This is a genomic window from Rhodovulum sp. BSW8 (genome assembly GCF_003314725.1).
Lineage (GTDB): Bacteria > Pseudomonadota > Alphaproteobacteria > Rhodobacterales > Rhodobacteraceae > Rhodovulum > Rhodovulum visakhapatnamense.
In genome coordinates this window covers 63,479-86,065 of record NZ_QNVX01000009.1, presented here as the reverse complement: position 1 = coordinate 86,065, position 22,587 = coordinate 63,479, and the positions used below count along the sequence as shown (strand labels likewise).

At 67.2% G+C, this 22,587-nt stretch carries 24 protein-coding genes; 14 read left to right on the top strand and 10 right to left on the bottom strand.

All coding sequences use genetic code 11. The features are described 5' to 3' along the window. Positions 1-14: 14 nt before the first annotated feature. Both DSD19_RS07145 and DSD19_RS07140 read right to left on the bottom strand, forming a co-directional pair. Positions 15-1,196, bottom strand: coding sequence for a ParB/RepB/Spo0J family partition protein (locus DSD19_RS07145; RefSeq protein WP_113669081.1), 1,182 nt, complete (start codon positions 1,194-1,196; stop codon positions 15-17). 10 nt (positions 1,197-1,206) lie between these two features. Next, positions 1,207-2,502 carry an AAA family ATPase gene (locus tag DSD19_RS07140; RefSeq protein ID WP_113669080.1) on the bottom strand — a complete coding sequence of 432 codons (1,296 nt, stop codon included), beginning with the start codon at positions 2,500-2,502 and terminating at the stop codon, positions 1,207-1,209. Positions 2,503-2,987: 485 nt separating this feature from the next. Between DSD19_RS07140 and DSD19_RS07135 the strand changes: the two genes are divergently transcribed. The 3 genes from DSD19_RS07135 to DSD19_RS07125 all read left to right on the top strand — a co-directional run bounded on the left by DSD19_RS07135 (position 2,988) and on the right by DSD19_RS07125 (position 4,857). Next, positions 2,988-3,671 carry a DnaA N-terminal domain-containing protein gene (locus tag DSD19_RS07135; RefSeq protein ID WP_113669079.1) on the top strand — a complete coding sequence of 228 codons (684 nt, stop codon included), beginning with the start codon at positions 2,988-2,990 and terminating at the stop codon, positions 3,669-3,671. 98 nt (positions 3,672-3,769) lie between these two features. Continuing rightward, complete coding sequence (locus tag DSD19_RS07130) at positions 3,770-4,627, top strand: hypothetical protein (protein WP_133260381.1); 858 nt, start codon at positions 3,770-3,772, stop codon at positions 4,625-4,627. Between the two features lie 29 nt (positions 4,628-4,656). Further along, positions 4,657-4,857, top strand: a complete 201-nt coding sequence (locus DSD19_RS07125; protein ID WP_113669077.1) for a hypothetical protein — start codon at positions 4,657-4,659, stop codon at positions 4,855-4,857. 60 nt (positions 4,858-4,917) lie between these two features. On the opposite strand, the gene DSD19_RS07120 is transcribed toward DSD19_RS07125, so the two are convergent. From DSD19_RS07120 to DSD19_RS07110, 3 genes are all read right to left on the bottom strand, one after another. After that, the gene (locus DSD19_RS07120) at positions 4,918-5,790 is read right to left on the bottom strand and encodes an oxaloacetate decarboxylase (protein WP_113669076.1); all 873 of its coding nucleotides are present in this window, start codon (positions 5,788-5,790) and stop codon (positions 4,918-4,920) included. 62 nt (positions 5,791-5,852) lie between these two features. Next, positions 5,853-7,007 carry a 2-methylaconitate cis-trans isomerase PrpF family protein gene (locus DSD19_RS07115; RefSeq protein WP_113669075.1) on the bottom strand — a complete coding sequence of 385 codons (1,155 nt, stop codon included), beginning with the start codon at positions 7,005-7,007 and terminating at the stop codon, positions 5,853-5,855. Further along, positions 7,004-7,684 carry a GntR family transcriptional regulator gene (locus DSD19_RS07110; RefSeq protein ID WP_075787739.1) on the bottom strand — a complete coding sequence of 227 codons (681 nt, stop codon included), beginning with the start codon at positions 7,682-7,684 and terminating at the stop codon, positions 7,004-7,006. The genes DSD19_RS07115 and DSD19_RS07110 overlap by 4 nt, the downstream gene beginning before the upstream one ends. 209 nt (positions 7,685-7,893) lie before the next feature. Here DSD19_RS07110 and DSD19_RS07105 point away from each other — a divergent pair, with 209 nt between their 5' ends. The 4 genes from DSD19_RS07105 to DSD19_RS07090 all read left to right on the top strand — a co-directional run bounded on the left by DSD19_RS07105 (position 7,894) and on the right by DSD19_RS07090 (position 12,000). Continuing rightward, on the top strand, positions 7,894-8,889 hold the full coding sequence (locus tag DSD19_RS07105; RefSeq protein WP_113669074.1) for a tripartite tricarboxylate transporter substrate binding protein: 996 nt from the start codon (positions 7,894-7,896) through the stop codon (positions 8,887-8,889). 90 nt (positions 8,890-8,979) lie between these two features. Further along, positions 8,980-9,420 (top strand): tripartite tricarboxylate transporter TctB family protein, encoded by a 441-nt coding sequence (locus DSD19_RS07100; RefSeq protein WP_075787741.1) that lies wholly within the window; start codon positions 8,980-8,982, stop codon positions 9,418-9,420. Position 9,421: 1 nt separating this feature from the next. Next, a complete protein-coding gene (locus DSD19_RS07095; protein WP_113669073.1) occupies positions 9,422-10,930 on the top strand; it encodes a tripartite tricarboxylate transporter permease in 1,509 nt (502 codons plus the stop codon). After that, the gene (locus DSD19_RS07090) at positions 10,927-12,000 is read left to right on the top strand and encodes an AbrB family transcriptional regulator (RefSeq protein WP_113669072.1); all 1,074 of its coding nucleotides are present in this window, start codon (positions 10,927-10,929) and stop codon (positions 11,998-12,000) included. Before DSD19_RS07095 ends, DSD19_RS07090 begins: the two co-directional genes overlap by 4 nt. Positions 12,001-12,103: 103 nt before the next feature. Here the strand turns inward: DSD19_RS07090 and DSD19_RS07085 are convergent, their stop codons facing one another. The 3 genes from DSD19_RS07085 to DSD19_RS07075 all read right to left on the bottom strand — a co-directional run bounded on the left by DSD19_RS07085 (position 12,104) and on the right by DSD19_RS07075 (position 14,163). Continuing rightward, on the bottom strand, positions 12,104-12,550 hold the full coding sequence (locus tag DSD19_RS07085; RefSeq protein WP_113669071.1) for a hypothetical protein: 447 nt from the start codon (positions 12,548-12,550) through the stop codon (positions 12,104-12,106). 342 nt (positions 12,551-12,892) lie between these two features. Beyond that, complete coding sequence (locus tag DSD19_RS07080) at positions 12,893-13,555, bottom strand: epoxyqueuosine reductase QueH (RefSeq protein WP_113669070.1); 663 nt, start codon at positions 13,553-13,555, stop codon at positions 12,893-12,895. A 182-nt stretch (positions 13,556-13,737) separates the two neighbouring features. Continuing rightward, a complete protein-coding gene (locus tag DSD19_RS07075; protein ID WP_113669069.1) occupies positions 13,738-14,163 on the bottom strand; it encodes a Fur family transcriptional regulator in 426 nt (141 codons plus the stop codon). A 340-nt stretch (positions 14,164-14,503) separates the two neighbouring features. Between DSD19_RS07075 and DSD19_RS07070 the strand changes: the two genes are divergently transcribed. From DSD19_RS07070 to DSD19_RS07055, 4 genes are all read left to right on the top strand, one after another. Continuing rightward, the gene (locus DSD19_RS07070; RefSeq protein WP_305793746.1) at positions 14,504-15,358 is read left to right on the top strand and encodes a metal ABC transporter substrate-binding protein; all 855 of its coding nucleotides are present in this window, start codon (positions 14,504-14,506) and stop codon (positions 15,356-15,358) included. A gap of 93 nt (positions 15,359-15,451) precedes the next feature. Beyond that, entirely contained in the window at positions 15,452-16,354 is a 903-nt protein-coding gene (locus DSD19_RS07065) for a manganese/iron ABC transporter ATP-binding protein (RefSeq protein WP_371412545.1), read from the top strand. Then, the gene (locus DSD19_RS07060; protein WP_075787747.1) at positions 16,351-17,211 is read left to right on the top strand and encodes a metal ABC transporter permease; all 861 of its coding nucleotides are present in this window, start codon (positions 16,351-16,353) and stop codon (positions 17,209-17,211) included. Before DSD19_RS07065 ends, DSD19_RS07060 begins: the two co-directional genes overlap by 4 nt. Then, on the top strand, positions 17,211-18,053 hold the full coding sequence (locus DSD19_RS07055; protein WP_165828077.1) for a metal ABC transporter permease: 843 nt from the start codon (positions 17,211-17,213) through the stop codon (positions 18,051-18,053). Before DSD19_RS07060 ends, DSD19_RS07055 begins: the two co-directional genes overlap by 1 nt. A 126-nt stretch (positions 18,054-18,179) precedes the next feature. Here DSD19_RS07055 and DSD19_RS07050 read toward each other — a convergent pair whose 3' ends face one another. Together DSD19_RS07050 and DSD19_RS07045 are read right to left on the bottom strand one after the other, a co-directional pair. Next, a complete protein-coding gene (locus tag DSD19_RS07050; protein WP_075787749.1) occupies positions 18,180-19,019 on the bottom strand; it encodes a metal ABC transporter permease in 840 nt (279 codons plus the stop codon). Beyond that, entirely contained in the window at positions 19,016-19,681 is a 666-nt protein-coding gene (locus tag DSD19_RS07045) for an ATP-binding cassette domain-containing protein (protein WP_113669066.1), read from the bottom strand. The genes DSD19_RS07050 and DSD19_RS07045 overlap by 4 nt, the downstream gene beginning before the upstream one ends. 125 nt (positions 19,682-19,806) lie before the next feature. Between DSD19_RS07045 and DSD19_RS07040 the strand changes: the two genes are divergently transcribed. From DSD19_RS07040 to DSD19_RS07030, 3 genes are all read left to right on the top strand, one after another. Further along, positions 19,807-20,805, top strand: coding sequence for a zinc ABC transporter substrate-binding protein (locus tag DSD19_RS07040; RefSeq protein WP_243627787.1), 999 nt, complete (start codon positions 19,807-19,809; stop codon positions 20,803-20,805). Between the two features lie 113 nt (positions 20,806-20,918). After that, entirely contained in the window at positions 20,919-21,362 is a 444-nt protein-coding gene (locus tag DSD19_RS07035; protein ID WP_075787752.1) for a Fur family transcriptional regulator, read from the top strand. Between the two features lie 19 nt (positions 21,363-21,381). Continuing rightward, entirely contained in the window at positions 21,382-22,584 is a 1,203-nt protein-coding gene (locus DSD19_RS07030) for a GTP-binding protein (RefSeq protein ID WP_113669065.1), read from the top strand. Positions 22,585-22,587 lie beyond the last annotated feature (3 nt).

Genomic DNA, 22,587 nt, shown 5'->3' with positions numbered 1-22,587 from the left:
CCCTGCTGCCGGGATCACTCCAGCCGGTCCAGCATCTGCCGCACGGCCTCTTCCAGCCGCCGCCGGTCGATGGTCGAGAAGTCCCGGGGCAAACGGATCTCCAGCCGCCCGTCGGCGGCGGTGCAGCGCGCCCGCCCCTCCTTGCGGTTCAGCTGAAAGCTGGTCTTGGCCTTGCTGCCGCCCGCCCGTTTCGGCGCGGGCTTCGGGGCCGCGCGCGTGTCCTCCTCGGCCCCGGCCTCGACGCCAAGCTGCTGCCGGATCGCGGCCAGCTCGTCGGCCACGGTGCGCCCCTCCCAGCCCTTCAGCGTCTCGGCGATGGCGGCGCGGCACTCGGGGTCCTCCTCCAGCCGCTGCGCCAGCGCCAGCCCCAGCGCGCGCGGCAGCTCTTCGGGATAGGCCAGGATGCCCTTCATCCGCTCGACCACCTTGATGAAGCCGCGGATATAGCTGCGCTTCTGGTAGCGGGCCGACTTGAACAGCAAGGCCACCGCGCGGTCGGGGTCGGTCTCGGGCGTCGCGGGATCGGCGGCGTAATCGACCGCAAGCTGGGCCATCTCGTAGAACGAGATGTCCTTGCGCACGAGGTTCTCGTCGACCATCCGGCGGTAAAGCGTCTCGATCCCCTCGCCCTCCGGCATGACCGCGGCCGGGATCGTGCCCCAGGCCTCGGCATCGCTTGTCTCGGCCAGCAGCGCCTTGTAGGCCGCGAGACGCCGGTAGCCCTGGATCAGTTCGTACCGCCCCTGCCCCGCCGCCTCGACCCGGATCGGGTTCGACAGCCCGATCGAGACGATCGAGGCCTTCAGATCCTCCAGCTCGGGGTCCGCGCCGGGCTTGCGGTCGCGCACCAGCTTGGCGGTGTCGATCGCCTCCAGCGGAATGCTCTCCAGCACCAGGCCAAGCCGTTTCAGCCGCACATGCTCATGGGCCAGCGCGTCGTTCTCGGCCCGGATCCGGGCCTCGATCTCCTGGCGTTCGCGGGCCGAATGGGCGGTTTCGCCGATGGCCGTGGCCATCGGGCCGCGGCGGCGGGCAGCCCCGGACGGGTCACCGACCTTCCCCGCGGGGAAGGTTTTCGTCTCCGGCGCGGCCGCGGGCGTTTCGGCGCCCGGCGGGTTCGGGACCTCGGCCGACCGTTCGGCGGGCATGTCCTCGGGCATGTCGATATCGAACATGCGGCGTTTCTTCCTGACCATCGGCGTCTCCTCAGATCTTGTCCCAGCCGGCCAGCACGGTGCCGCGGAACTCTTCATAGGCGCGGTCGAAGCTGGCCCTGGCGCGGCGCCAGGTTTCGCGGGTCATGTTGCGGTAATCGATCTCGTAGACCGAACTCAGGAACCGCCCCGACTGCTCGACCGCGCGGGTCATCTCGACCGGATGCGTGGTCACATGATCGCCGAAAACCTTGCGGAACGCCTCCAGCATCGCGCGGTGCAGGTCGTTGCCGGGCTCGTAGCGGGTCATCAGAAAGCGGATGTCGACGAAGGATTTCGGCAGCGAAACCTTCCCCGCGGGGAAGGTGCTTTCGAACCCGGCGGCCAGATCTTCCAGCGCCTCGGACAGCTGTCCGATGAAGGACGTGGTGCTGTCATATTCCCAGTAGCCCGGCCCCGAGGGGATATAGAGCATGTCGGCCGCGAAGACCGCGTTCATCGACTGATAGCCGATGGCGGGCGGGCAGTCGAAGAGGATCAGGTCGTAATCGTCATCCGCGATCCCGTCGAGATAGCGCGAGACGGCGGCAAAGAAGGTCCATTCCGGGTTCAGGTGCCGGTACTGGGCGCTGGCGAATTCGACGAAGGCGGCGTTGGCGCAGGACGGCACGATGTCGATCGTCGACCAGCAGGTCTTCTGGATGAAATCGGCATGGCGCAGCTCGTCCAGCCCCATGTCGCGCAGCGAGGCGGGCAGCTTGCGCTCGGGCAGGGCGGTGCCGCTGGCCGCCCCCGTGACGGCCGAGTTCATCCGGTCGGTCTCGCGGATCAGGTCGCGTGCCATGATCCCCCAGACGGTATAGTCCTCGCTGACATCGGTCAGCCCCATGGAATGGCTCAGCGTCGCCTGCGGGTCGAAATCGACGACCAGCACCCGGTAGCCGTCAAGCGCCGCCGCATGCGCCAGATGCAGCGCCACCGTCGACTTGCCCGCGCCGCCCTTGAAGTTCGCGACCGCGGCGCGGAAGGCGCGCTTGCCCGGCGGGCGCGGCGGCATCAGGCTTTTCCGGTTGGCCTTCATCCGCCGGCGCAGCTCGTTGATCTCTTCGAGCGAGAACCAGCGCTGGCGGCCGTCCTCCTCGACCTCGCCGCCGGGAAGGCTGGGATCGGCGGCCAGCTTGCCGCGAAAGGTCGACTGGTTGATCTTCAGGATCAGCTCGGCCACCTCCCAGGACGAGAAGCGGCGCAGCTGCTTGGAATTCTCCGGGCTGAAGGTGTGCTGCCGGATCCATCCCTGCATCTTCAGGGACTGGGACTGGAGCCGGGCCAGATCCGTATGAGTGTACATGCTCTGCCTCAACGCAAATTGGGTTCATTTCCCGAAATACGCCCATTCTTGCAAAAACGCAAAATCCAAGTTACCTCTGTCGCAATCTTCGTCGCAATCTTCCCTGCGGGGAAGGTCCGGCCTGTCGGTCCAGCACGGCCACCGCGGCCCCGGACGAATCGGCGTCCCGGCCGACCGGGGCAGGGCCCCGCCAAGGCGCGGCCGATTTAGGGGACAGCCGCGCGGCGACCTCTACGGATTGGGGGACAAAACCGCGATTCAACGGGACAGCCAGGGTGTCCCCCAATACCAGAGATACCCTGAGTCAGTCTTTCGAAATCGGGATCGCAGACCACCGTCGCGCCCGCCGCTTGACAGAATCGAAACCCCGGACGTAAATGGGCGACATCAACGAAAGAGCGTTGAATACGCCGTCGAAAACCAGAGGCACCACGCCCGGAGCAGTCAGGCCCCCGCATCACCCCCGGGGACGAACAGGTAAGGCCATGCAAAGTGTCAAGCCCGTCGGAGTGCAGGCCGCATCGCGGAAATACGATCTGTTGTCGGCGCTGGCGGCGCATGGGCTGGCGGGCGACCGCGCCACGCAGACCCGCACGCTGCGCCTCATGGCGCTGATCACCACGCGCTACAACTGGCAGCGCGACGAGCTGTGCGTCGGCCAGCGCGAAATCGCGCGGCTCTGGTCCTGCGACGAGCGCACCGTCAAGCGCGAGATGGCCCGGCTGCGCGCCGCAGGCTGGCTGGTGCAGAAGACCCGTGGCAGCCGGGGCCGGATCAGCACCTACCGGCTCGACACGCTGCAGATCGCCGAGGACACCCGGCCGTGCTGGCCGCTGATCGGCGAGGATTTCGTCGCCCGTCTGGGCGGCCGTCCGCCAGAGCCGGACCCCGCCGGCAAGGTCGTGCCGCTGCGGCCCGCGGTCAGTCTTCCCGAAGAGGCAGAGGGGGTCTGGGGCCGCGCCCGGGCGATCCTGTCCGAGGAACAGCCCGCGATCTTCCGGGCCTGGCTCGCGCGGCTGACAGAGGTCGAAAGCGGGCAGGGGACCCTGGTGCTGTCCGCGCCCTCGGCCTTCTGCCAGAGCTATATCGCGACCCATCTGATCCAGGCGCTGACCGCCGCGGTGCGCCGGGCCGACCCAAGCCTCGCCCGGGTCGAGGTCATCCACTGACCGGCCCGACCTTCCCCGCGGGGAAGGTCGGGGCAGAAAACCGGGCCGAAACCGCAGGAATCGCGCTATCCTGCCCCCGGGAAACAGGGAGGGACAGGATGGAGAGGGACACGCCCGCCCCGGAAGCGGGGCGCCGCATGACCCGGCGGCTGGTGCTGGGGGCCGGTGCAGGCCTGATCGCGGCCCGCGCCGCACCGGTCTTCGGGCAGGGGGCCGACGACTACCGCGCCCTGGCGCTGGCCATCGAAGAGGCGCGCAGGGTCCGGGATTTCGCGGTCGGGATCGCGCTTGCGGAAATCGACTTCGCCCTCATCGACTTCCTGAAGACCGATTTCGACGCGCGACGGCAGACATTGGCGCTTGCCCGCGAGACCGGCCGGTTCGACACTGCCGACGCGGCCACGGCCTATCTGGCGGGCCTTCCCGAAGCCTTGCCCGACCTCGTGCCGCTTGGCTTCGACCAAGGCGGGCTGGCCGCGCAGCGGACCGTGGTCGCGATGCTGGCCGCCGAGGGCGTGCCGCTGGCGCCGTCGCCCGACCTCGTGACCCCGGCAAGCATTCCCGCCATCCCGGCCTATGCCAAGCCCGTGGCCGGACGGCCCGATACCGATCTGATCGTGGCGGCCGATATCGTTCTGGAAACCATGGGCATTTCCATCGGCGATGCCAGCCTGATCGTGGCGCTGATTGACAGCGACCCGGGGTTGCGCGCGGCGCTGGAAGATCTGGTCGCGCGTATTTCCAGCAAGGACTGGCAGGAGGTCGTCGAACTGGGCGAGGGGGTCTTCAAGCTTTTCGTCGCCAGCGCGGCCTGGGCCGAGATCAAGCGCCGGGCGATCCGGAAGCTTTCGTGGCGGCTGGCGCTGAAGGCCGTTCCGGTGGTCGGATGGCTGTATTGCGGGGCGGCCTTCATCGTGTCGGTGAAGAAGAACTATCATCGGTTCTCCTTCGCCTGAGCCCCGGAGCGCCTCGGGATGACAGCGAGATGAAAACCGGCCGGGCATCGACCGTCAGGGCGGTCTTCCTGTCGGCCGCCGTCGTTGCGGCGGGGCATGGTCTTCTGTCCGGGGGCGCGGACCCGGCCGCCTCGGCGGGCTTCGGAATTGCGGGCGGCTTTGGCGCGCTGGTGCTTGATATCTGCCGCACGCTGGCGGCAGGGCGGTGCGGCCGCCGGAACGGCCCCTAGCCCGGCCGCGCCGCGGCAGGCGAGGGGAGGGGGGCGACAGGGACCCGCCCCCCGGGCCGATCAGAAGGCGTAATGCTTTTCCAGATCGTCGAAGAAGTCCTTCCGGACCACGCGCTGGCGTTCGAGGAAGCCCGCGAGCGGGCCCGATTCGTCCATCCGCCCCTGCTCGCGCAGCTGACCCAGCGCTGCCTGCATGCCGTAGACCGCCGATTGCAGCGCGACATTGGCGTATAGCACCAGCTTGAAGCCCATCCCGTCCAGCTCGGCCAGATCGAGGATCGGGGTCTTGCCGCCGACCACCAGATTGACGATCTGCGGCGTGCCGGGCAGGGCCTTGGGGATACCGGCCAGTTCCTCGACGCTTTGCGGGGCCTCGACGAAGGTGATGTCGGCGCCGTCCTCGACGAAGGCCGCGGCGCGGTCCAGCGCCTCGGAATAGCCGTCGGTGGCGCGGGCATCGGTGCGGGCGACGATCAGCGTGTTGCTGTCCTGCCGGGCATCGACCGCGGCCTTGATCCGCGAGCGGGCCTCGGCCAGCGGCACGACCTCCTTGCCCGAGAAATGCCCGCAGCGCTTGGGCGTCTTCTGGTCCTCGAGCTGGATCGCGCTGGCGCCCGCGCGTTCCAGGGTGCGGACCGTGTGGCGCACGTTCAGCGCGTTGCCGAAGCCGTTATCGGCATCGACCACGATCGGCAGGTCGGTCGCATCGCGGATCGTCGCCGTGTGCTGGGCGATCTCGGGCAGGCTGACGAAGGCCAGGTCGGGCATGCCCAGATAGGTGTTGGTCAGGCCCGCGCCGGACAGATAGACCGCCTCGAACCCGAGATCCTCGATGATCCGCGCGGCCAGCGCATTGGCCGCGCCCGGCAAGAGCAGGGCGCCGCCCTGTGCGATCCGGTTCCGGAAGCCGCGGTTGACGTCGTGATTGAGCATGGTGCCTCGTCTTTCTGTGGTCTCTGTGCCGGGGGGGCGGCGGGTTTTCTTGGAGGGGGGCGTCAGGTCCTGGCGGCGGGGCAGGGGGCATAGACCCTGCCGTCCATCAACCGCCGCTGGGTGCGCAGGATGCGCGCGGCAAGGATCTGGCCGCTGGCGGGGTCGCGGGTCGCGCCGACGGTGACGATGCCGCTGGGCGTGCCGATCCGAAGCCCCTCGGGGTCGGCCGCGCGGCTGCAGTGCGCGGCCACCACCGACCCCGGCAGCACCGCCGCCGAGGCCAGCGCCAGCGCGCCGGTGACCGGCACCGCGCGATGCGCCTGTCCGGCCGAAATCATCCGGATCTGCAGGTCGTGGCTTTCGGCGGGATGGACCTGCCCCGACAGGTCGCGACAGGCGGCCGCGGGGCCGACCAGTGCCACCTTGGGCGTGGCGATGCGGGCCGCGGCGGCGGCCATGTCGGGGGCCAGCCGCATCGCCACCGAGGCGCGCCTGCGGATCTCTTCCAGCCGGTCCATCAGCGCGGTGTCGGCGTCGATGGCCTCGGGATGGGCGCTGGAGTCGGCGCCGAGATCGGCGGCCGCCACGAAGACCGAGGGCACGGCGGCGTCGATCATCGTGACCGCCACCGCGCGGCCGTCCGCGAGGGTGAGGCGGTCGAGAACCTTGCCTGTCGGCAGCGCGCCATGGCCGCACGTGTCTGCGGGGTCAAGGAAATCCAGCGTGACCGGGGCGCCGGTGCCGGGGACGCCGGGAATTTCCAGATCGCCCGCGACCGTGGCCCGGCCGCCCGCAACGGCAAAGCGCGCCCGGATGATCTTGCCGGAATTGGTGTTGTGGATGCGGACCGTCGCCTCGCCGTCGCGCGGGCCCGCGACCAGCCCCTCGTCATAGGCGAAGGGGCCCATGGCCGAGCTCATGTTGCCGCAATTGCCCGAGAAATCGACGGCCTCGGTGGTCACGCCGATCTGGGCGAAGGTATAGTCGATATCGGCATCCTCGCGGGTCGGCGGGCCGATCACGCAGACCTTGCTGAGCGACGAGATCCCGCCGCCCATGCCGTTCAGTTGCCGCTTGTTCGGATCGGGCGAGCCCATGATCGCGGCGAAAAGCGCGGGCCAGGCGGCCTCGTCCGCGGGCAGGTCGGCGCGTTTCAGCACCACGGCTTTCGAGGTGCCGCCGCGGAGGAAGGCGGCGGGAATGGCGGTCTGGGTCAACGGTCGTCCTCCCCGGGGCCGGACAGTTGCGCCTCGAGCGCGGCCCAGCTGTTCTGGATATGGCGGTGCATCAGGATGCCTGCGACCTCGGCATCGCCCGCGGCGATGGCCTCCGAGATGCGTTCGTGTTCGCGCAGCGCGGTGGCGCCCCGGCCGGTCACGTTGCGATGCTTGAGCCGCAGCAGCAGAAGCTGCGGATAAAGCTCGCGGGTCAGGTAGCGCAGGATGATCGGGTTGCCGGCGACGCGGGCGATGACGATGTGAAAGTCGCGGTCGCCGCTGCCCTGCAGATAGGCGCCCTCGGGATGGGCGGCGACGTCGCGGGCGTGCTGGTCCAGCAGCGCGCGGAACGATCCGGCGCTGACCGAGTCGGCACGGGCGGCGGCCAGCCGGGCGGCCTCGGCCTCGAGGGCTGCGCGCACCTGATAGAGCGCGCGGGCATCCTCGCGGCCGACCTCGCGCACCCGCGCACCGCTGTTCGGCACGATGGCGACAAGCCCGCTTTCGCTGAGGTCCTGCAGGGCGGCGCGGACCGGGCCACGGCTGACCTGGAACCGGCCCGCAAGGGCCACCTCGCCCAGACGGGCGCCCGGTTGCAGCGTGCCGGACAGGATCTCGGCCCGCAGGGAGGCCGCCACGCGCTCTGTCGCCATGACCTTGCTTTCCGCCGTCTGCATGGGGGTTTGCCGTCCTTGTCCTGGGTGGACCTTGACCGGGTCCGGGCTGTATGCGCGCAAAAATTGTACTACAAACTTGTCCATTGTGAGACGCATGTCAACATGAGCGGCTGCTTGACAATTGAATTGTAATACGTTGGAGTGACGAAATCGGTTTCTAGTCAGAAAATTGTGCTACAAAATCTGGCGCAATCGGAGGAGGATCATCCATGAACATGAAACGCCGGCAGTTCGCTGCCGCGGCGCTTGGCCTGTCGCTGGCCGCCGCAATCGCCCCGCTGGGCGCGAGTGCCGACACCGCCTGGCCGCCCCGCAAGATCACCTTTGTCGTGGCGCTTGGCCCCGGCGGGTCGGCCGACCGCACGGCGCGGGCGCTGGCCCAGAGGATGCAGCAGGACCTGGGGGTGCCGATCTCGGTCGTGAACCAGGAAGGCGGCGGCGGCCATGTCGGGCATACCTATTTCATGAACATGCCCGATGACGGCAGCTATTTCCTGGCCTCGTCGATCCATCCGTATATCTCGAACGCGATCCTGCGCTTCGATGCGGATTATTCGCTGAAGGATTTCGCCTTCATCAACGCCCAGTGGAACGATTACGACCTGTTCGCGGTCAACGCCAAGACGCCCTACGAGAGCCTCGGGGCGTTCATGCAGGCGGCGAAGGACAAGCCGGGCACGCTGAAAGCCTCGGTGGTGCCGAACTCGACCGGGGCGATCAACCTGTCCCTGGCGATGGAGGCCTTCGGCCTGTCCGAGGGCGATATCAACGTCGTGACCTATCAGTCGGGCGGGGCGGCGCGGACCGCGGTCGCGGGCGGGCAGGTCGACCTGACGGTGCTGGCCGCCGACGGGACGCTGTCGATCGCGGAATATGTGCGCCCGCTGGCGGTGGCGGCCGACGCGCCGCTGAAGGACTGGGACGCGCCGACCCTGAACGCGGTGCTGACCGAAAACGGGCTGGATCAGACGCCGGTGCTGGCCGGGTCGATGCGCGGGCTCGCAGCCCATGCGAGCTTCCGCGACAAGAACCCCGAGGCCTTCGAGAAGATGGTCGAGGCCTATCACACCGTGTTGCAGGACCCCGACTTCGTCGCCAGCCTCGAGGCCCAGGACATCGGGACGGAGTGGCTTGGCCCCGAGCGGACGACCGAGATCATCGAATCGAACTTCGAGATCCTCAAGCGGTTCCATCCGGCCGAGTGATCCGGCCCGCCTGACCCGCTTGTCCGACCCGGACAGCCGCGGGGGCCCTGCGCCCGCGCGGCGTTACCGCCCCGAATTCGGAGACCGTCCATGATCCGGCGCTTCGCCCCGACCCATGCCATCACGCTTGGCCTCGTGCTGTGCGTCACGGGCTATATCACCTGGAGCGCGGTCTCGGCCTCCAGCACGCTGAACAACCTTGTCGTCGTGGCGCCGGTCGCGGTGCTGCTGGTGGTGCTGTGCCTGATCATCGTGGCGACCGCGCTGCTGAGGCCCGAACCCGACCCGCAGGAGGCACATTATTCGGCCTGGGGCGATCTGGCCTTGCTGGCGGGGTTCGCGGTGTTCTGCTTCGGGCTGACGACGGTCGGTTTCGATGTCGCGACCTTCCTGTTCGTCTGGGCGGGCGTCGTGGTGTCGGGCGGGCAGGGCAAGTGGCAGCCGCCGCTTTACGCCGCCCTCTTCACGGTGCTGATGGTCGAGGGCTTCGGCGCGCTCTTTCCCTATCCGATGACCACGCTGGTGCTGTGACATGATCGACCATTTCGCGCTGTCCCAGGCTTTCGATCTGCTGTTTTCCAGCTTCTCGCCCTGGCTCTGGGTGATCCCGGGCCTGCTGATCGGGCTGATCTTCGGGTCGATCCCGGGGCTTCAGATCTCGATGGCGATGGCGATCTTCCTGCCGGTGACCTTCGGCATGGATTTCCTGCAGGCGATGCTGTTCCTGACCTCGATCTTCACCGGCGGCGCCTATGGCGGAGGGGTGACGGCGATCCTGATGAACATTCCCGGGTCGTCCTCGTCCATCGCCACCGCCTTCGACGGCTATCCGATGGCCCGGCAGGGCAAGCATAACGAGGCGCTGGGGCTGGGGCTTGCGGCCTCGGTCGTCGGCGCCTTCGTGGGTTACATCCTGCTTCTGTTCCTGATCGACCCGCTGGCCGCCTTCGTGCTGAAGATCGGTCCGATGGAAATGGTGGTTGTCGTGCTTTGGGGGCTGACCCTGATCGCGACGCTGAACACCACCAGCATGCCCAAGGGTCTGCTGGCGGGGATGTTCGGGCTGATGCTGAGCCAGATCGGCATGTCCACGACGGGCGTCATGCGCACCACCGTCGGCAATCCCTACCTGCTGGACGGCATCCCGGTGGTGCCCGCGATGATCGGGATCTTCGCGGCCTCGGAACTGTTGCGCCTGCGCGGCAGCAATTTCCTGGTCGAGGACAAGGCGCAGCGGGACATCTCGATGCGCCGGATCCTGCTGGGCGGCGCGCAGATCTTCCGCCATCCGGGCGTGCTGATCCGCGGCAGCCTGATCGGCGCGCTGATCGGGGCGATCCCGGGCGTCGGGTCCTCGGTCGCGAACCTCGTGTCCTATGGCGAGGCGCGGCGCAGCTCGCGCCATCCCGAGCAGTTCGGCAAGGGCGCGCCCGAGGGCGTCATCGCCGCCGAGTCGGCCAATTCCAGTTCCGAGGGCGGGTCGATGACCGCGCTGCTGGCGCTGGGGATCCCCGGCGGGGCGGCGACCGCCGTGCTGCTGGCGGCGTTCTCGTTTCACAACATCGTGGGCGGGCCGTCCTTCATCCGCAACCAGACCGATGTGGTTTATTCGATCATCATCGGCAATCTGGGGCAGGTGGTGCTGCTGGCCATTGTCGGGCTGCTGATGCTGCGGGTGCTGGGGCTCGTCGTGCGGGTGCCGCTGCCCTATCTGGTGCCCTCGGTGCTGGCGCTGTGCGCCTGGGGCGGCTACGGCATCACCGGCACCGTCGCGGGGCCGCTGACCGTCGCGGTCTTTGCCGGGCTCGGCTGGCTGATGCGGCGCAACGGCTATCCGGTGGCGGCCACGGTGATCGGGCTGCTGCTGGGGCGGATGATGGAGGGCGAGGTGGTGCGCACGCTGCAGATCTCGGGCCGTCATCCGATGGCTTATCTTCTGGAGCGGCCGATCGCGCTGGTGCTGTTCGTGATCATGGTGCTGGTGCTGGTGGGCGTGCCGGTGCTGAAAGCCTGGCGCAGGCGCCGCGCGGCCGCCGCATGAGCCTCGCGGGTCTGTCCGCGCCCGCGCGAGGGGCGGTCACGCTGGGCATCGGGGCGCTTGGCGGGGGGCTGTTCTTCGCGCTCGACCTGCCATTGCCCTGGGTGCTGGGCAGTCTCGCGGCGACGGCGCTGACGTCGCAGGCGACCCGGTTCCAGCCGGTCCTGCCGCGGGCCTGGCGCGGCTATGCCATGGTCGGCATCGGCACCATGCTGGGCACCGGTTTCACCCCCGAGGTGGCCGCGCGGGCCGGCACCTGGTGGTCGAGCCTGCTGGTCATGTCGGTGCTGTCGCTGGTCGTCTGTCTGCTGGCTTTCGGCGTGTTCCTGCGCTGGGGCCGGATGGACCGGACCACCGCGCTGTTCGCCTCGATGCCCGGGGGGCTGTCGGTGGTGTCGGTCCTGGCCGAGGACTACCCGGCCGAGATCAACCGCGTGGCGCTGTGCCATACCGCCCGGCTTCTGGTGCTGCTGGTGCTGGCGCCGGTCGTGATCCAGCTTCTGTCCGGGACCGATCTTGCCGAGGCGAACCGCGCGGCCTTCGCCCATGCCGAGCCGCTGGACCCGCTGCGCCACGGCGCGCTGGCGCTGGCGGCGCTGGCAAGCTGGGCGGTGGCGCGGCGGGTGCGCTTTCCCTCGGCGCTCCTGTTGATCCCGCTCTTCGTGTCGGGCGCGATGCATGCGACCGGGCTGCTTGACGTCCATGTGCCCGCGGTGCTGTCCTGCGCCGCCCAGATCGTGATCGGGGCAGGGGTCGGCGGCCGGTTCGCGGCCTATACCCTGCGCGAGATCGCCCGGGACGGCTGGCTGGCGGCGCTGGTGGGCTGTGTCATGGCGCTGGGGGCGCTCGGTGGCGCGATCACCTTCGCGCCGGTCGCCGGAGCGGACGTGTCGGCGCTGTTTCTGGCCTATCTGCCGGGCGGGGCACCGGAACTGGGCGTGGTCGCGCTGGCGCTGATGATCGACCCGGCGATGGTGATCGCGCATCATGTGCTGCGGGTGTTCCTGATCGTGGCGCTGCTGCCGACCGCCGCGAATTGGGCCAGACGCGGCGCCGACGGTTCCGGGCGATAGCCCGAAGGGCAGGGCAGGCGGATCCAGCCCTGGCGATGTCGTTCTTCAGGCCGCTCGCCGTTTCAGGCGCTCCCGGCCAGCTGCAAGCGACCGGGAGCGCGGGTCACTGAACGGTCACGGTCAGGATCGTCCTGCGGGTTTCATCCGCCTGATCCGTCACCGGGATTTCATAGATCCCCTTGCGCATCGGATAGAAGCTGAAGCGAATCCCTCCCGGCCCGTCGCACTGGATTTTGCGGAACGACATGCCCTGCAGGTAGACCTCCATGCCGCCAGCGGTCAGCACCCGCAGATGGGTGTCCGCCACGAAGTCCTGCAGCCCGAAACTGAAGGCCGCATCGCTGTCCTCGGTGCAGCCGATATCGAACCGGTAGTAGCCGCCCCGTACCAGCGTGACACTCTTTACCGAAAGCACCGGGCCGTCGGCCCCGCCTGTGGCCTCGATGACGATATCCTCGGGCGGCGTCCAGCCCGCGGGCTGTGCCAGACCGGGGCGCGCGCCCATGGTGACGGCCAGGGCCAAGAGCCCCGCCGCAATCCTGTGTTTCATGATTTCCTTTTCCTCCCATTGGCTTTCCGGCGGTATTTTCCGCCATTTCCCGGCACGACCGGGGTCGTGCCGGTCCAGCATAATGCGGATCGGCCCGGCGCGTCGATTGGATCTGCCCGGGACCTGCCGGAGACTGGCGGCGGCCGGGCCGCGCCGGTCGGTCATGCGCAGCCTCAGACCGGGCGGACGCGCCTGGCCCGGGGAAGAGAGGGCGGGATCGCAGAAGCTGAACCGATGGCGGGCGGCGGCCCTGTCCTGAGGGCCCTTTCGGTCCGCCCTTTCAGGGGCTGCGCCCCGGGGCCGTGCCGCAGGACCGTGCCGCAGGACCGTCCGGAGCTTGCGTCATGTGCCGGTCCCGGCATCCCCGCGGACCGGCTGGCCGATCGCGACAGGCGCGCGGCCTGCCGCCCGCCTGTGGCGGTTGGCGTCGCGAAGGCTGTAGGCGCAGCCGCAATACTGCTGCTTGTAGAAGCCCTCGCATCTGCAGATCTCGACCATGCGGTTCGATCCGCCGCCCTTGCGCCAGTTGTAGTCCCAGTAGTGCAGCCCGTCATACGGGGCCGCGGCCCGCATCCCGCAGGCATTGACCTGGTTCATGTCCTTGCAGCGCGAAATGCCAAGCGATGAGGCGATCACCGGAAAACCGTTTTCATGGGCGTATAGCGCGGTCCGCTCGAAACGCATGTCGAAACACATGGTGCAGCGAAGGCCGCGCTCGGGTTCCCGTTCCATCCCCCTGGCGCGCGCGAACCAGGTGTCGGTATCGTAGTCGCAATCGACGAAGGGGATGGCGTGCTTGCGGGCAAAGCGCAGGTTTTCCTGCTTGCGCATGAGGTATTCCGCCCGGGGATGGATGTTCGGATTGTAGAAGAAGATCGTGTAGTCGATGCAAGACGAACTCATCGCCGCCATCACCTCGCCCGAGCAGGGCGCGCAGCAGGAATGCAGCAGCACCCGGCCTCCGGGAACCGGCGGTGTCAGAGCGGGACGTTCACTGGCGGTCATCGTCTTTTTCCTTGGAGTTCTGCTGCCCTGTGCAGAGCGCGCCGTAGTCCCGGCCCGAGCATAATCCGACAGGGCGTCTGTGCAAACCGGCGCGCTGGACGGGCACGCGTCGGGCGGCAGGGGCCGGCGATCGGCTCGGGCGGGTTTCCGGACACGCGCACGTATGCGCCGTATCTGTCGGGTCAGCCGGGTTTGCGTGCCCTGACGTAGAGCTCCAGCTTGTGGCTGACGATCTCGAAGCCGTGCTTGCGGGCGATTTCTTCCTGAAGTCGCTCGATCTCGTCGGATCTGAATTCCAGGACCTCGCCGGTATCGACGTTGATGAAATGGTCATGATGTTCGTCGGGGGCCGGTTCGTAACGCAAACGGCCGTCCTCGAACATGTGGCGTTCGATCAGCCCGTGTTCCGAAAGCGTGTTCATCGTCCGGTAGACGGTGGCAATGTTGATTCCCGGCTCGATGGCGGCGACCCTGCGGTGCAGTTCCTCGACATCCGGATGATCCCCGGCCGCGTCCAGCACGTCGAGAATGACCCGGCGTTGCCCGGTGATGCGAAGCCCGTGCCGCCGACAGATGTCAAGCAGGGGCTCGTGTTTCGCTTTGGTCATGGGGCGTCCCGCTCCGTCCGTGATGCCGAGCGTCCGACATCGGAGCGGGCCGGTCGGACTGAAGGGGTCCTATAGCACGACAACGCGCCAAGGTCATCCGTCTTGAGGGCCGGGAGCCCTGCCTTGTGCGGCGGCCGGACAGGCCTGCCCGCCGTGGGGCAGGGTTCTGTGGCGACATACAGCTGCAAATCACTTGCAACTTTGGCTTGGCCCGCTATATCTAATTGCGACTTGTTTGCAACTGGCGGGACCTGGTATGACAATCGGCCAAACGGGGAAAAGACGTTTCATGAGCTTGAAGACGACATGTCTGACGGGGGCGGCGGCCACGGCTGCGCTGATGGCAAGCGCCGCGTATGCGGACGGGGACCGGATGAAGGTGGTCACGACCTTCACGGTCCTTGCCGACATGGCGCAGAACGTCGCGGGCGATGCGGCCGATGTGGTGTCGATCACCAAGCCGGGGGCTGAAATCCACGGCTACGAGCCGACACCGCGCGACATCGTCCGGGCGCAGGATGCCGACTTGATCCTGTCGAACGGCCTGAACCTGGAACTCTGGTTCCAGCAGTTCCTGAACCATCTGGGCGACGTGCCCTCGGTCACACTGACTGAAGGCATCGACCCGATCCCGATCGCCGAGGGCGCCTATCAGGGCAAGCCCAACCCTCATGCCTGGATGGGGCTCGACAATGCGCTTGTCTATATCGACAATATCCTGGACGCCTTTGCAGAGCACGACCCCGCCAACGCGGCCACCTATGTCAGGAATGCCAGTGCCTACAAGGATGAGCTGCGCGCCACGCTCGAGCCCCTGAAGGCCGAGATCGCGACCATTCCCGAGGCGAAGCGCTGGCTGGTCACCTGCGAGGGCGCGTTCAGCTACCTGGCACGCGACTTCGGGATGAAGGAGCTGTATCTCTGGCCGATGAATGCCGATCAGATGGGGACGCCGCAGCAGGTGCGCGCGGTGATCGACGGGGTGAGGCAGAACCATGTTCCGGTGGTCTTCTGCGAAAGCACCGTCAACACCGCCCCGGCCGAACAGGTCGCGCGGGAGACCGGCGCCAGATATGGCGGCGTGCTTTATGTCGACAGCCTTTCGGAGCCCGACGGACCGGTCCCGAGCTATCTCGACCTGCTGAGGGTCACGTCCCAGACTGTGGCAGACGGGCTGACGACGGCCACCAACTAAGGCGCTTCCGGGCAGTCGGGCCTGTCGGTGCGCTGCGGCGTCCGGCAGGGTCCTGCCGTTTCGGGCAAAGCATGTTCCGGCAGGAGGGACAGGATGAAGGATGAGGCGCAGATGAACGCAGCGGGAGTGCCCGAAACCGTCGGGTCCGAAACCGGCATCGAGGCCAGCGGCGTGACGGTCACCTACCGCAACGGCCATACCGCGCTGAGAAACGCCTCGTTCCGTATCCCGCGCGGCACCGTCACCGCGCTTGTCGGGGTCAATGGCGCGGGGAAATCCACGCTGTTCAAGGCGATCATGGGCTTCGTGCCGGTGGCCAGGGGCGATATCCGCCTGCTGGGCCTCGGCGTGAAGGAGGCGCTGCGGCGCAACCTCGTCTCTTACGTCCCGCAATCCGAAGAGGTGGACTGGTCCTTCCCGGTTCTGGTCGAGGACGTGGTGATGATGGGCCGCTATGGCCATATGGGGTTCCTGCGCCGCCCCTCGAAGGCCGACCGCGCGGCGGTCGAGGTCGCACTTGGCCGGGTCGGGATGCTCGATTTCCGCCACCGCCAGATCGGCGAACTGTCTGGCGGCCAGAAGAAGCGCGTCTTTCTCGCCCGTGCGCTGGCCCAAGACGGGCAGGTGATCCTGCTTGACGAGCCCTTCACCGGCGTCGACGTGAAGACCGAGGAACAGATCATCGCGCTTTTGCGGGCGCTGAAGGACGAGGGCCGGGTGATGCTGGTCGCGACCCACAATCTGGGCTCGGTGCCGGAATTCTGCGACCGCACGGTCCTGGTGAAGGGCACTGTGCTGGCCCATGGCCCGACCGAGACGACCTTTACCCGCCCGAACCTCGAGGCGACCTTTGGCGGCGTCCTGCGCCATTTCACCCTGGGCGGGGCCGATCTGCACGACGATGACGACACGCGGCAGGTGTCGATCTTCACCGATGACGAGCGCCCGCTGGTGCAATACGGCGAGCGCACCCGCAAGGCGGAGTGCCGGGAATGACCGCCCTTCTGGAGCCCTTCGCCTATGGCTACATGACCAACGCAATGTGGGTCTCGGCGCTGGTCGGGGGCGTCTGTGCCTTCCTGTCCTGCTACCTGATGCTGAAGGGCTGGTCGCTGATCGGGGACGCGCTGTCGCATTCCGTGGTGCCGGGCGTGGCCGGGGCCTACCTTTTCGGCCTGCCCTTCGCGCTTGGCGCCTTCCTGTCCGGCGGGCTGGCGGCGGGGGCGATGCTGTTCCTGTCGGACCGCTCCGGCCTGAAGACCGATGTGGTCATCGGCATCATCTTCACCTCGTTCTTCGGGCTGGGGCTGTTCATGGCCTCGGTCAATCCGATGTCGGTCTCGATCCAGACCATCACCATGGGCAACATTCTCGCGATCACCCCCGAAGACACCCTGCAGCTGGCGATCATCGGGATCGTGTCGCTGACGGTGCTGGTGCTGAAATGGAAGGACCTCATGGTCACCTTCTTCGATGAAAGCCACGCGCGGTCCATCGGCCTGCGGCCGGGGCTTCTGAAGGCGGTGTTCTTCGTGCTGCTTTCGGCCAGCGTGGTGGCGGCGATGCAGACAGTCGGGGCGTTCCTGGTGATCGCCATGGTGGTGACGCCGGGCGCGACGGCCTATCTGCTGTGCGACCGCTTTCCGCGGCTGATCCTGACCTCGGTCGCCATCGGCGCCGCAACCAGCTTTGCGGGCGCCTATCTGAGCTACTTCCTCGACGGCGCCACCGGAGGCGTGATCGTGGTGCTGCAGACCCTTATCTTCCTCGCGGCCTTCCTGCTGGCGCCGAAACACGGGCTGCTGGCCGCCCGGCGCAAGGCCGCCGCCGCCCTGACAGAGGAGCCGGCGTGATGCTCGATACGCTTCTGATGCCGTTTCAGTTCGGCTTCATGCAGAACGCCTTTGCGATTGCGCTGATCGTTTCGGTGCCGACCGCGCTGCTGTCCTGTTTTCTGGTGCTCAAGGGCTGGGCGCTGATGGGCGATGCGGTCAGCCACGCGGTACTGCCGGGCATCGTGCTGGCCTATGTCGCGGGGCTGCCGCTGATCCTGGGGGCCTTCGCGGCCGGGATGCTGACCGCGGTCGCCACCGGGTTTCTATCCGAGAACAGCCGGCTCAAGCAGGACACGGTGATGGGGGTGGTCTTCTCGGGCATGTTCGGGCTGGGGATCGTGATGTTCGTCGCGCTCCGGACCAATGTGCATCTGGATCATGTGTTGTTCGGCAACATGCTGGGCGTGGGGCCGGAGGATCTGTGGACCGCGGGCGCGATTTCGGCCTGCGTCAGCCTGGTGCTGGTCCTGAAATGGAAGGATCTGATGCTGCATGCCTTCGATCCGGCACAGGCCAGGGCCTCGGGCCTGCCGGTGGGGCTGCTGCATTACGGCCTTCTGGCGATTTTGTCCCTGACCATTGTCGCAACGCTGTCGGCCACCGGGCTAGTCCTGGCGGTCGGGCTGCTGATCTCGCCGGGGGCCATCGCCTTCCTTATCGTGCGCAGCTTCGGGCGGATGCTGGCGGTGTCGGTTTTGATCTGTGCCGTCGCGATGTTGGGCGGGACCTATGCCAGCTTCTTTCTCGACAGCGCGCCTGCGCCCACGGTCATCCTGCTGCTGACGGCCCTTTTCGTCCTGGCCTTCCTGCGCCGCCTGCACCTCACCCGGATCGCGTCTGGCAAGGTCGGGGCCGCGTAATACCTGCGGCGGTCCGCGAGATGATCGGGCTTTCGGCCAAGGATACCGAGGCCGAAAGGTATTGCCTGCGAACGGACGATTCCGAGCGTCGCAAACCTGCCCGGAAAACGGTGGCCGCCCCGGGCCTTACCTGTCGCCACGTCGATCTTTCGCCGCGCCGATCTGGCCGGCCAGCCGGACCGCGCCGGTCAGCGAAACGGATGCCGCGAACAGGCACGCGGCGATGCAGACGATGGTCGGGCCGGTGGGTGTGTCGAAATGGTAGGCGGCGCGCAGGCCACCCAGGACCGATGCCGCTGCGATCCCCGCAGCGAGAATGGCCATGGTTTCCGGCGTGCGGCTGAACGGGCGGGCGGCGGCGGCCGGAACGATCAGCAGGGCGGTGATCAGAAGGGCGCCCACCACCTTGATCGCGACGGCGACGACGACGGCCAGCGCGAGGGTCAGGACGATCCTCTCTGTCTTCGGATCGACCCCGTCGGACAGGGCCATGTCTGGATCGATCGTCGCTTCCAGCAGTGCGGACCAGCGCCACGCAAGCAGCCCGAGAACAAGCGCGGCACCGCCCCAGATCACGGCCAGATCGGCGGGCATGACCGCGAGAATATCGCCGAACAGATAGGCCATCAGGTCGATGCGGATGCCGCTTAGGAAAGACGCCGCGACCAGGCCGAAGGCCAGCGCCGAATGCGCCAGAACCCCCAGAAGCGTATCCGTCGCGAAGGTCCGCCCGCCAAGCGTCGAGACGGTGAAGGCCATGGCCAGCGAAACGGCAAGGACACCCGCGAAGATCGAGACCGAAAAGGTCAGCGACAGGGCCACCCCAAGGATCGCCGCATGCGCGGTTGCATCTCCGAAATAGGCCATCCGGCGCCAGACCACGAAACAGCCCAGCGGTGCGGCCGCAAGAGCCACGCCCACCCCCGCAAGGGCCGCGCGCATCATGAAGCTGTCGAGAAATGTCATTGATCGGCGGCCTTCTGTCCCGGCCCGGCAGGGGCGTGCGTGCGGTCATGGTGGTGAGTGCAAAGCGCCATTGTCCCTTGCGTGCCCGCGCCGAAGAGCGCCCGGCAGTCCGGAGCGGACGCCACCTTTTGCGGGGCGCCCTGGCAACAGATATGCCCGTTCAGGCAAAGCACCCTTTCGCTCGCGCTCATGACCATGTGACGATCGTGGCTGACCATCAGGATGCCGCATCCCGTTTGGTCCCGAACCTCCCTGATCTGCTTGTGGAAAGCCGCGGTCCCCGGCTGGTCCAGCCCTTGGGTCGGTTCGTCCAGACCCAGCAGCTGCGGTTGCGCCAGGAGCGCGCGGGCCAGCATGACGCGCCGGAACTGGCCGCCGACGCTCCGGCGCAACCGCAACAGCCGCGCGACGGTCAGCGGCAATGTGGGGGCGATCCGCAGATGTTGCGGGACATACCCGATCCGCAGCCCGCGCCGGCGGATGACCGGGCCGCGGGTCGGCCGAAGCGATCCGATCAGAACGCGCAGCAGCGTCGACTTTCCAGATCCGTTCGGGCCGACGATTGTCACGATCTCTCCGGCGGTCATCTGTGCCGACACGTTGCCGAGAACCGTCGCGCCCCCCGGGCGGATGGTTGCGTTCCTGATCTCGGACAGGCTCATGCAGTGCGCCGGGCGGCCCGGCCGGTCCGATGGATCATGGCACCCTCGGGATCAAGCTACTTGATATGTTATATCGTGACATATACATTGCCTGTCGATGTTACAATATATCATGGAGTTTCCCCGTGAAGAATAGCCTGCTTCTTGGCGCGGTATCGGTTCTTGGTCTGGCCGGTGCCGCGAATGCAGAGGTTCCGTCGGTCGCGGCCGACATTCCGCCAGTGCATTCGCTGGTTGCGATCGTGATGGACGGGGTAGGGACGCCGGATTTGCTGGTCCAGCCCGGTGCCTCGCCGCATGGCTATTCCTTGCGTCCCTCCGAAGCGGAGGCGCTGGATCGGGCCGATGTCGTCTTCTGGGTCGGCGAAGCGCTGGAGCCCTGGCTCGAAGGCCCTCTGGCCGCGCTTGCCAGCGATGCGATCACCGTCGAGCTGATGGAATCCGAGGGAACGACCGAATTGCCGTTCCGCGAAGGCGTGACCTTCGAGAAGCACAGCCACGCCCATGATCACGGCGAGGCGCATGACGATCATGACGAGGGCGAGGACCACGCCGAAGACGACCATGACGGGCACGACGACGGGCACGCTGAGCACGATCACGATGGGCATGGCCATGATCCGCATGCCTGGCTCGACCCGGAAAATGCCCGGGTCTGGCTGGATCTGATTGCCGCGACGCTGTCCGAGGTCGATCCGGAAAATGCGGCGACCTACCGCGCCAATGCCGATGCCGGACGGGCGCAGCTGGAAGATATGATCGGCCGGATCGAGGCCGACCTCGATCCGATCCGGGGCAAGAATTTCGTCGTCTTCCACGACGCCTACCAGTATTTCGAGACCCGCTTTGGGCTTGCGGCGACCGGCTCTATCAAACTGGGCGACGCCACCGACCCAAGCCCCGCGCGGATCGAGGAAATCCACCAAAAGATCAAGGATCTGTCCGTGGAATGCGTGTTCTCCGAGCCGCAATTCAATCCGGGTCTCGTGAAGACCGTCTTTCGGGGAACGGACGCGAAGATCGGCGTGATCGACCCGCTGGGGGCCGACCTGACCCCAGGGCCGGACCTTTATCCCGACCTCATGGTCAACGTTGCGGCCAGTCTGAAGGACTGCCTCGACTAGGCAAGGCACCGTTCGCCGTGGCCCGCCGGATTGCCCGCTGAGCCACGGCGTCGGAAATCGCGACAGGGCGTCGGGTCGACGCCCGCCTGAGGTCGGAACAAGAGTGACGGGACATGCGCAAGACCAGGAAGGGCGAAGCGATGCAGTCGGATGTCCTGCGCGTCCTGCGCGGCGCGGAGCATGCGCTATCGGCTTATGACGTCCTCAATGCGCTGAAGACGACCGCGCCGCGGCTGGCACCGGCGACGATCTACCGCGCGCTCAAGGCGCTGTGTGCGTCCGGTCAGGTGCTGCGGGTCGAATCGCTGAATGCCTATGCCCCGCGCCAGAGCGAGACCATGGACGCGCCGGTGATCCTGTCCATTTGCGACGACTGCGGCGCGCTGCGCGAGAGCGTCGCGCCAGAGCTGCTGGTGTCGCTGTCGGACATGGCGCGCAAGGCTGGGATCGAGCCCACCCATCATGTGGTCGAAATCCACGGCCACTGCACCGATTGCGGCGCGTCGAGACAGACCGGCGGGAGCCGGAAGACGACGCCCCCGTACGACCGGAAATAACCCTTTTCATGAGGCTTCCATGACCCAGAAAGACACCCGCCTGCCCGTGACCGTGCTGTCCGGCTTTCTTGGCGCGGGCAAGACGACGCTTTTGAACCGCGTGCTGAACAACCGGGACGGGCGGCGCGTGGCCGTCATCGTCAACGACATGTCCGAGGTGAATATCGACGCCGATCTGGTGCGCGAGGGCAGCGAACTGTCACGCTCTGAAGAAAAGCTGGTCGAGATGTCGAATGGCTGCATCTGCTGCACGCTGCGCGACGATCTTCTGAAAGAGGTGCGCCACCTGTCCGAAGAAGGCCGCTTCGATTACCTGCTGATCGAATCCACCGGAATTTCGGAACCGCTGCCCGTTGCCGCCACCTTCGATTACCGCGACGAGCGCGGGCAAAGCCTGTCCGATGTCGCGCGGCTCGATACGATGGTGACGGTGGTCGATGCGGTGAACCTGCTGCAGGACTATTCCAGCCACGACTTCCTGTCCGACCGGGGCGAGACCGCCGGCGACGCGGACGACCGCAGCCTTGTGAGCCTGCTGACCGAACAGATCGAATTTGCCGATGTGGTGGTCCTCAACAAGATTTCGGATGCCGGTCCCGAGCGCACCGACGCGGCGCGCAAGATCATCCGCAGCCTCAACGGCGATGCGAAGATCATCGAAACCGATCATTCCGAGGTGGCGGCCGAGGATATCCTGGATACCGGCCTGTTCGATTTCGAGACCGCGCACGAACACCCGATGTGGGCCAAGGAACTGTACGGCTTCGCCAACCATGTGCCGGAAGACGAGGAATACGGCATCGGTTCTTTCGTCTATCATGCCCGCGCGCCCTTTCACCCCGAGAAACTGCACGCGGTGCTGAACGGCCCGCTGCCGGGCACGATCCGGGCCAAGGGGCATTTCTGGATTGCGACACGGCCCGACTGGGCGGCAGAGTTCAGCCTTGCCGGAGCGATGTCCTCGGTCACGCCGCTGGGGCGCTGGTGGGCCTCGGTCCCCGAAAACCGGCTGCCGACCCATCCCGAGGCGCAGGCCGAAATCGCGCGCCGCTGGGCCGAGCCATGGGGCGACCGCCGCCAGGAAATCGTCTTCATCGGGGTCGGGCTGGACCGTGAGGCGATCTGTGCAAGACTGAACTCGGCGCTGGTCGATACGCAGGAGTTCACCCCCGAAGCGTGGAAACGGCTGCCCGATCCCTTTCCGCGTTGGGCCCAGGGTTAGGCG

Bases quoted from the DNA above. Each gene is read 5' to 3' on its own strand.
- DSD19_RS07075 (WP_113669069.1), bottom strand. From the start codon at position 14,163: ATGACCAAAGCGAAACACGAGCCCCTGCTTGACATCTGTCGGCGGCAC.
- DSD19_RS07120 (WP_113669076.1), bottom strand. From the start codon at position 5,790: ATGCTCAATCACGACGTCAACCGCGGCTTCCGGAACCGGATCGCACAG.
- DSD19_RS07140 (WP_113669080.1), bottom strand. From the start codon at position 2,502: ATGTACACTCATACGGATCTGGCCCGGCTCCAGTCCCAGTCCCTGAAG.
- DSD19_RS07085 (WP_113669071.1), bottom strand. From the start codon at position 12,550: ATGAAACACAGGATTGCGGCGGGGCTCTTGGCCCTGGCCGTCACCATG.
- DSD19_RS07100 (WP_075787741.1), top strand. From the start codon at position 8,980: ATGATCCGGCGCTTCGCCCCGACCCATGCCATCACGCTTGGCCTCGTG.
- DSD19_RS07055 (WP_165828077.1), top strand. From the start codon at position 17,211: ATGCTCGATACGCTTCTGATGCCGTTTCAGTTCGGCTTCATGCAGAAC.
- DSD19_RS07095 (WP_113669073.1), top strand. From the start codon at position 9,422: ATGATCGACCATTTCGCGCTGTCCCAGGCTTTCGATCTGCTGTTTTCC.
- DSD19_RS07145 (WP_113669081.1), bottom strand. From the start codon at position 1,196: ATGGTCAGGAAGAAACGCCGCATGTTCGATATCGACATGCCCGAGGAC.
- DSD19_RS07125 (WP_113669077.1), top strand. From the start codon at position 4,657: ATGAAAACCGGCCGGGCATCGACCGTCAGGGCGGTCTTCCTGTCGGCC.
- DSD19_RS07035 (WP_075787752.1), top strand. From the start codon at position 20,919: ATGCGCAAGACCAGGAAGGGCGAAGCGATGCAGTCGGATGTCCTGCGC.
- DSD19_RS07045 (WP_113669066.1), bottom strand. From the start codon at position 19,681: ATGAGCCTGTCCGAGATCAGGAACGCAACCATCCGCCCGGGGGGCGCG.
- DSD19_RS07090 (WP_113669072.1), top strand. From the start codon at position 10,927: ATGAGCCTCGCGGGTCTGTCCGCGCCCGCGCGAGGGGCGGTCACGCTG.
- DSD19_RS07135 (WP_113669079.1), top strand. From the start codon at position 2,988: ATGCAAAGTGTCAAGCCCGTCGGAGTGCAGGCCGCATCGCGGAAATAC.
- DSD19_RS07030 (WP_113669065.1), top strand. From the start codon at position 21,382: ATGACCCAGAAAGACACCCGCCTGCCCGTGACCGTGCTGTCCGGCTTT.
- DSD19_RS07110 (WP_075787739.1), bottom strand. From the start codon at position 7,684: ATGCAGACGGCGGAAAGCAAGGTCATGGCGACAGAGCGCGTGGCGGCC.
- DSD19_RS07065 (WP_371412545.1), top strand. From the start codon at position 15,452: ATGAAGGATGAGGCGCAGATGAACGCAGCGGGAGTGCCCGAAACCGTC.
- DSD19_RS07080 (WP_113669070.1), bottom strand. From the start codon at position 13,555: ATGACCGCCAGTGAACGTCCCGCTCTGACACCGCCGGTTCCCGGAGGC.
- DSD19_RS07050 (WP_075787749.1), bottom strand. From the start codon at position 19,019: ATGACATTTCTCGACAGCTTCATGATGCGCGCGGCCCTTGCGGGGGTG.
- DSD19_RS07130 (WP_133260381.1), top strand. From the start codon at position 3,770: ATGGAGAGGGACACGCCCGCCCCGGAAGCGGGGCGCCGCATGACCCGG.
- DSD19_RS07060 (WP_075787747.1), top strand. From the start codon at position 16,351: ATGACCGCCCTTCTGGAGCCCTTCGCCTATGGCTACATGACCAACGCA.
- DSD19_RS07070 (WP_305793746.1), top strand. From the start codon at position 14,504: ATGGCAAGCGCCGCGTATGCGGACGGGGACCGGATGAAGGTGGTCACG.
- DSD19_RS07105 (WP_113669074.1), top strand. From the start codon at position 7,894: ATGAACATGAAACGCCGGCAGTTCGCTGCCGCGGCGCTTGGCCTGTCG.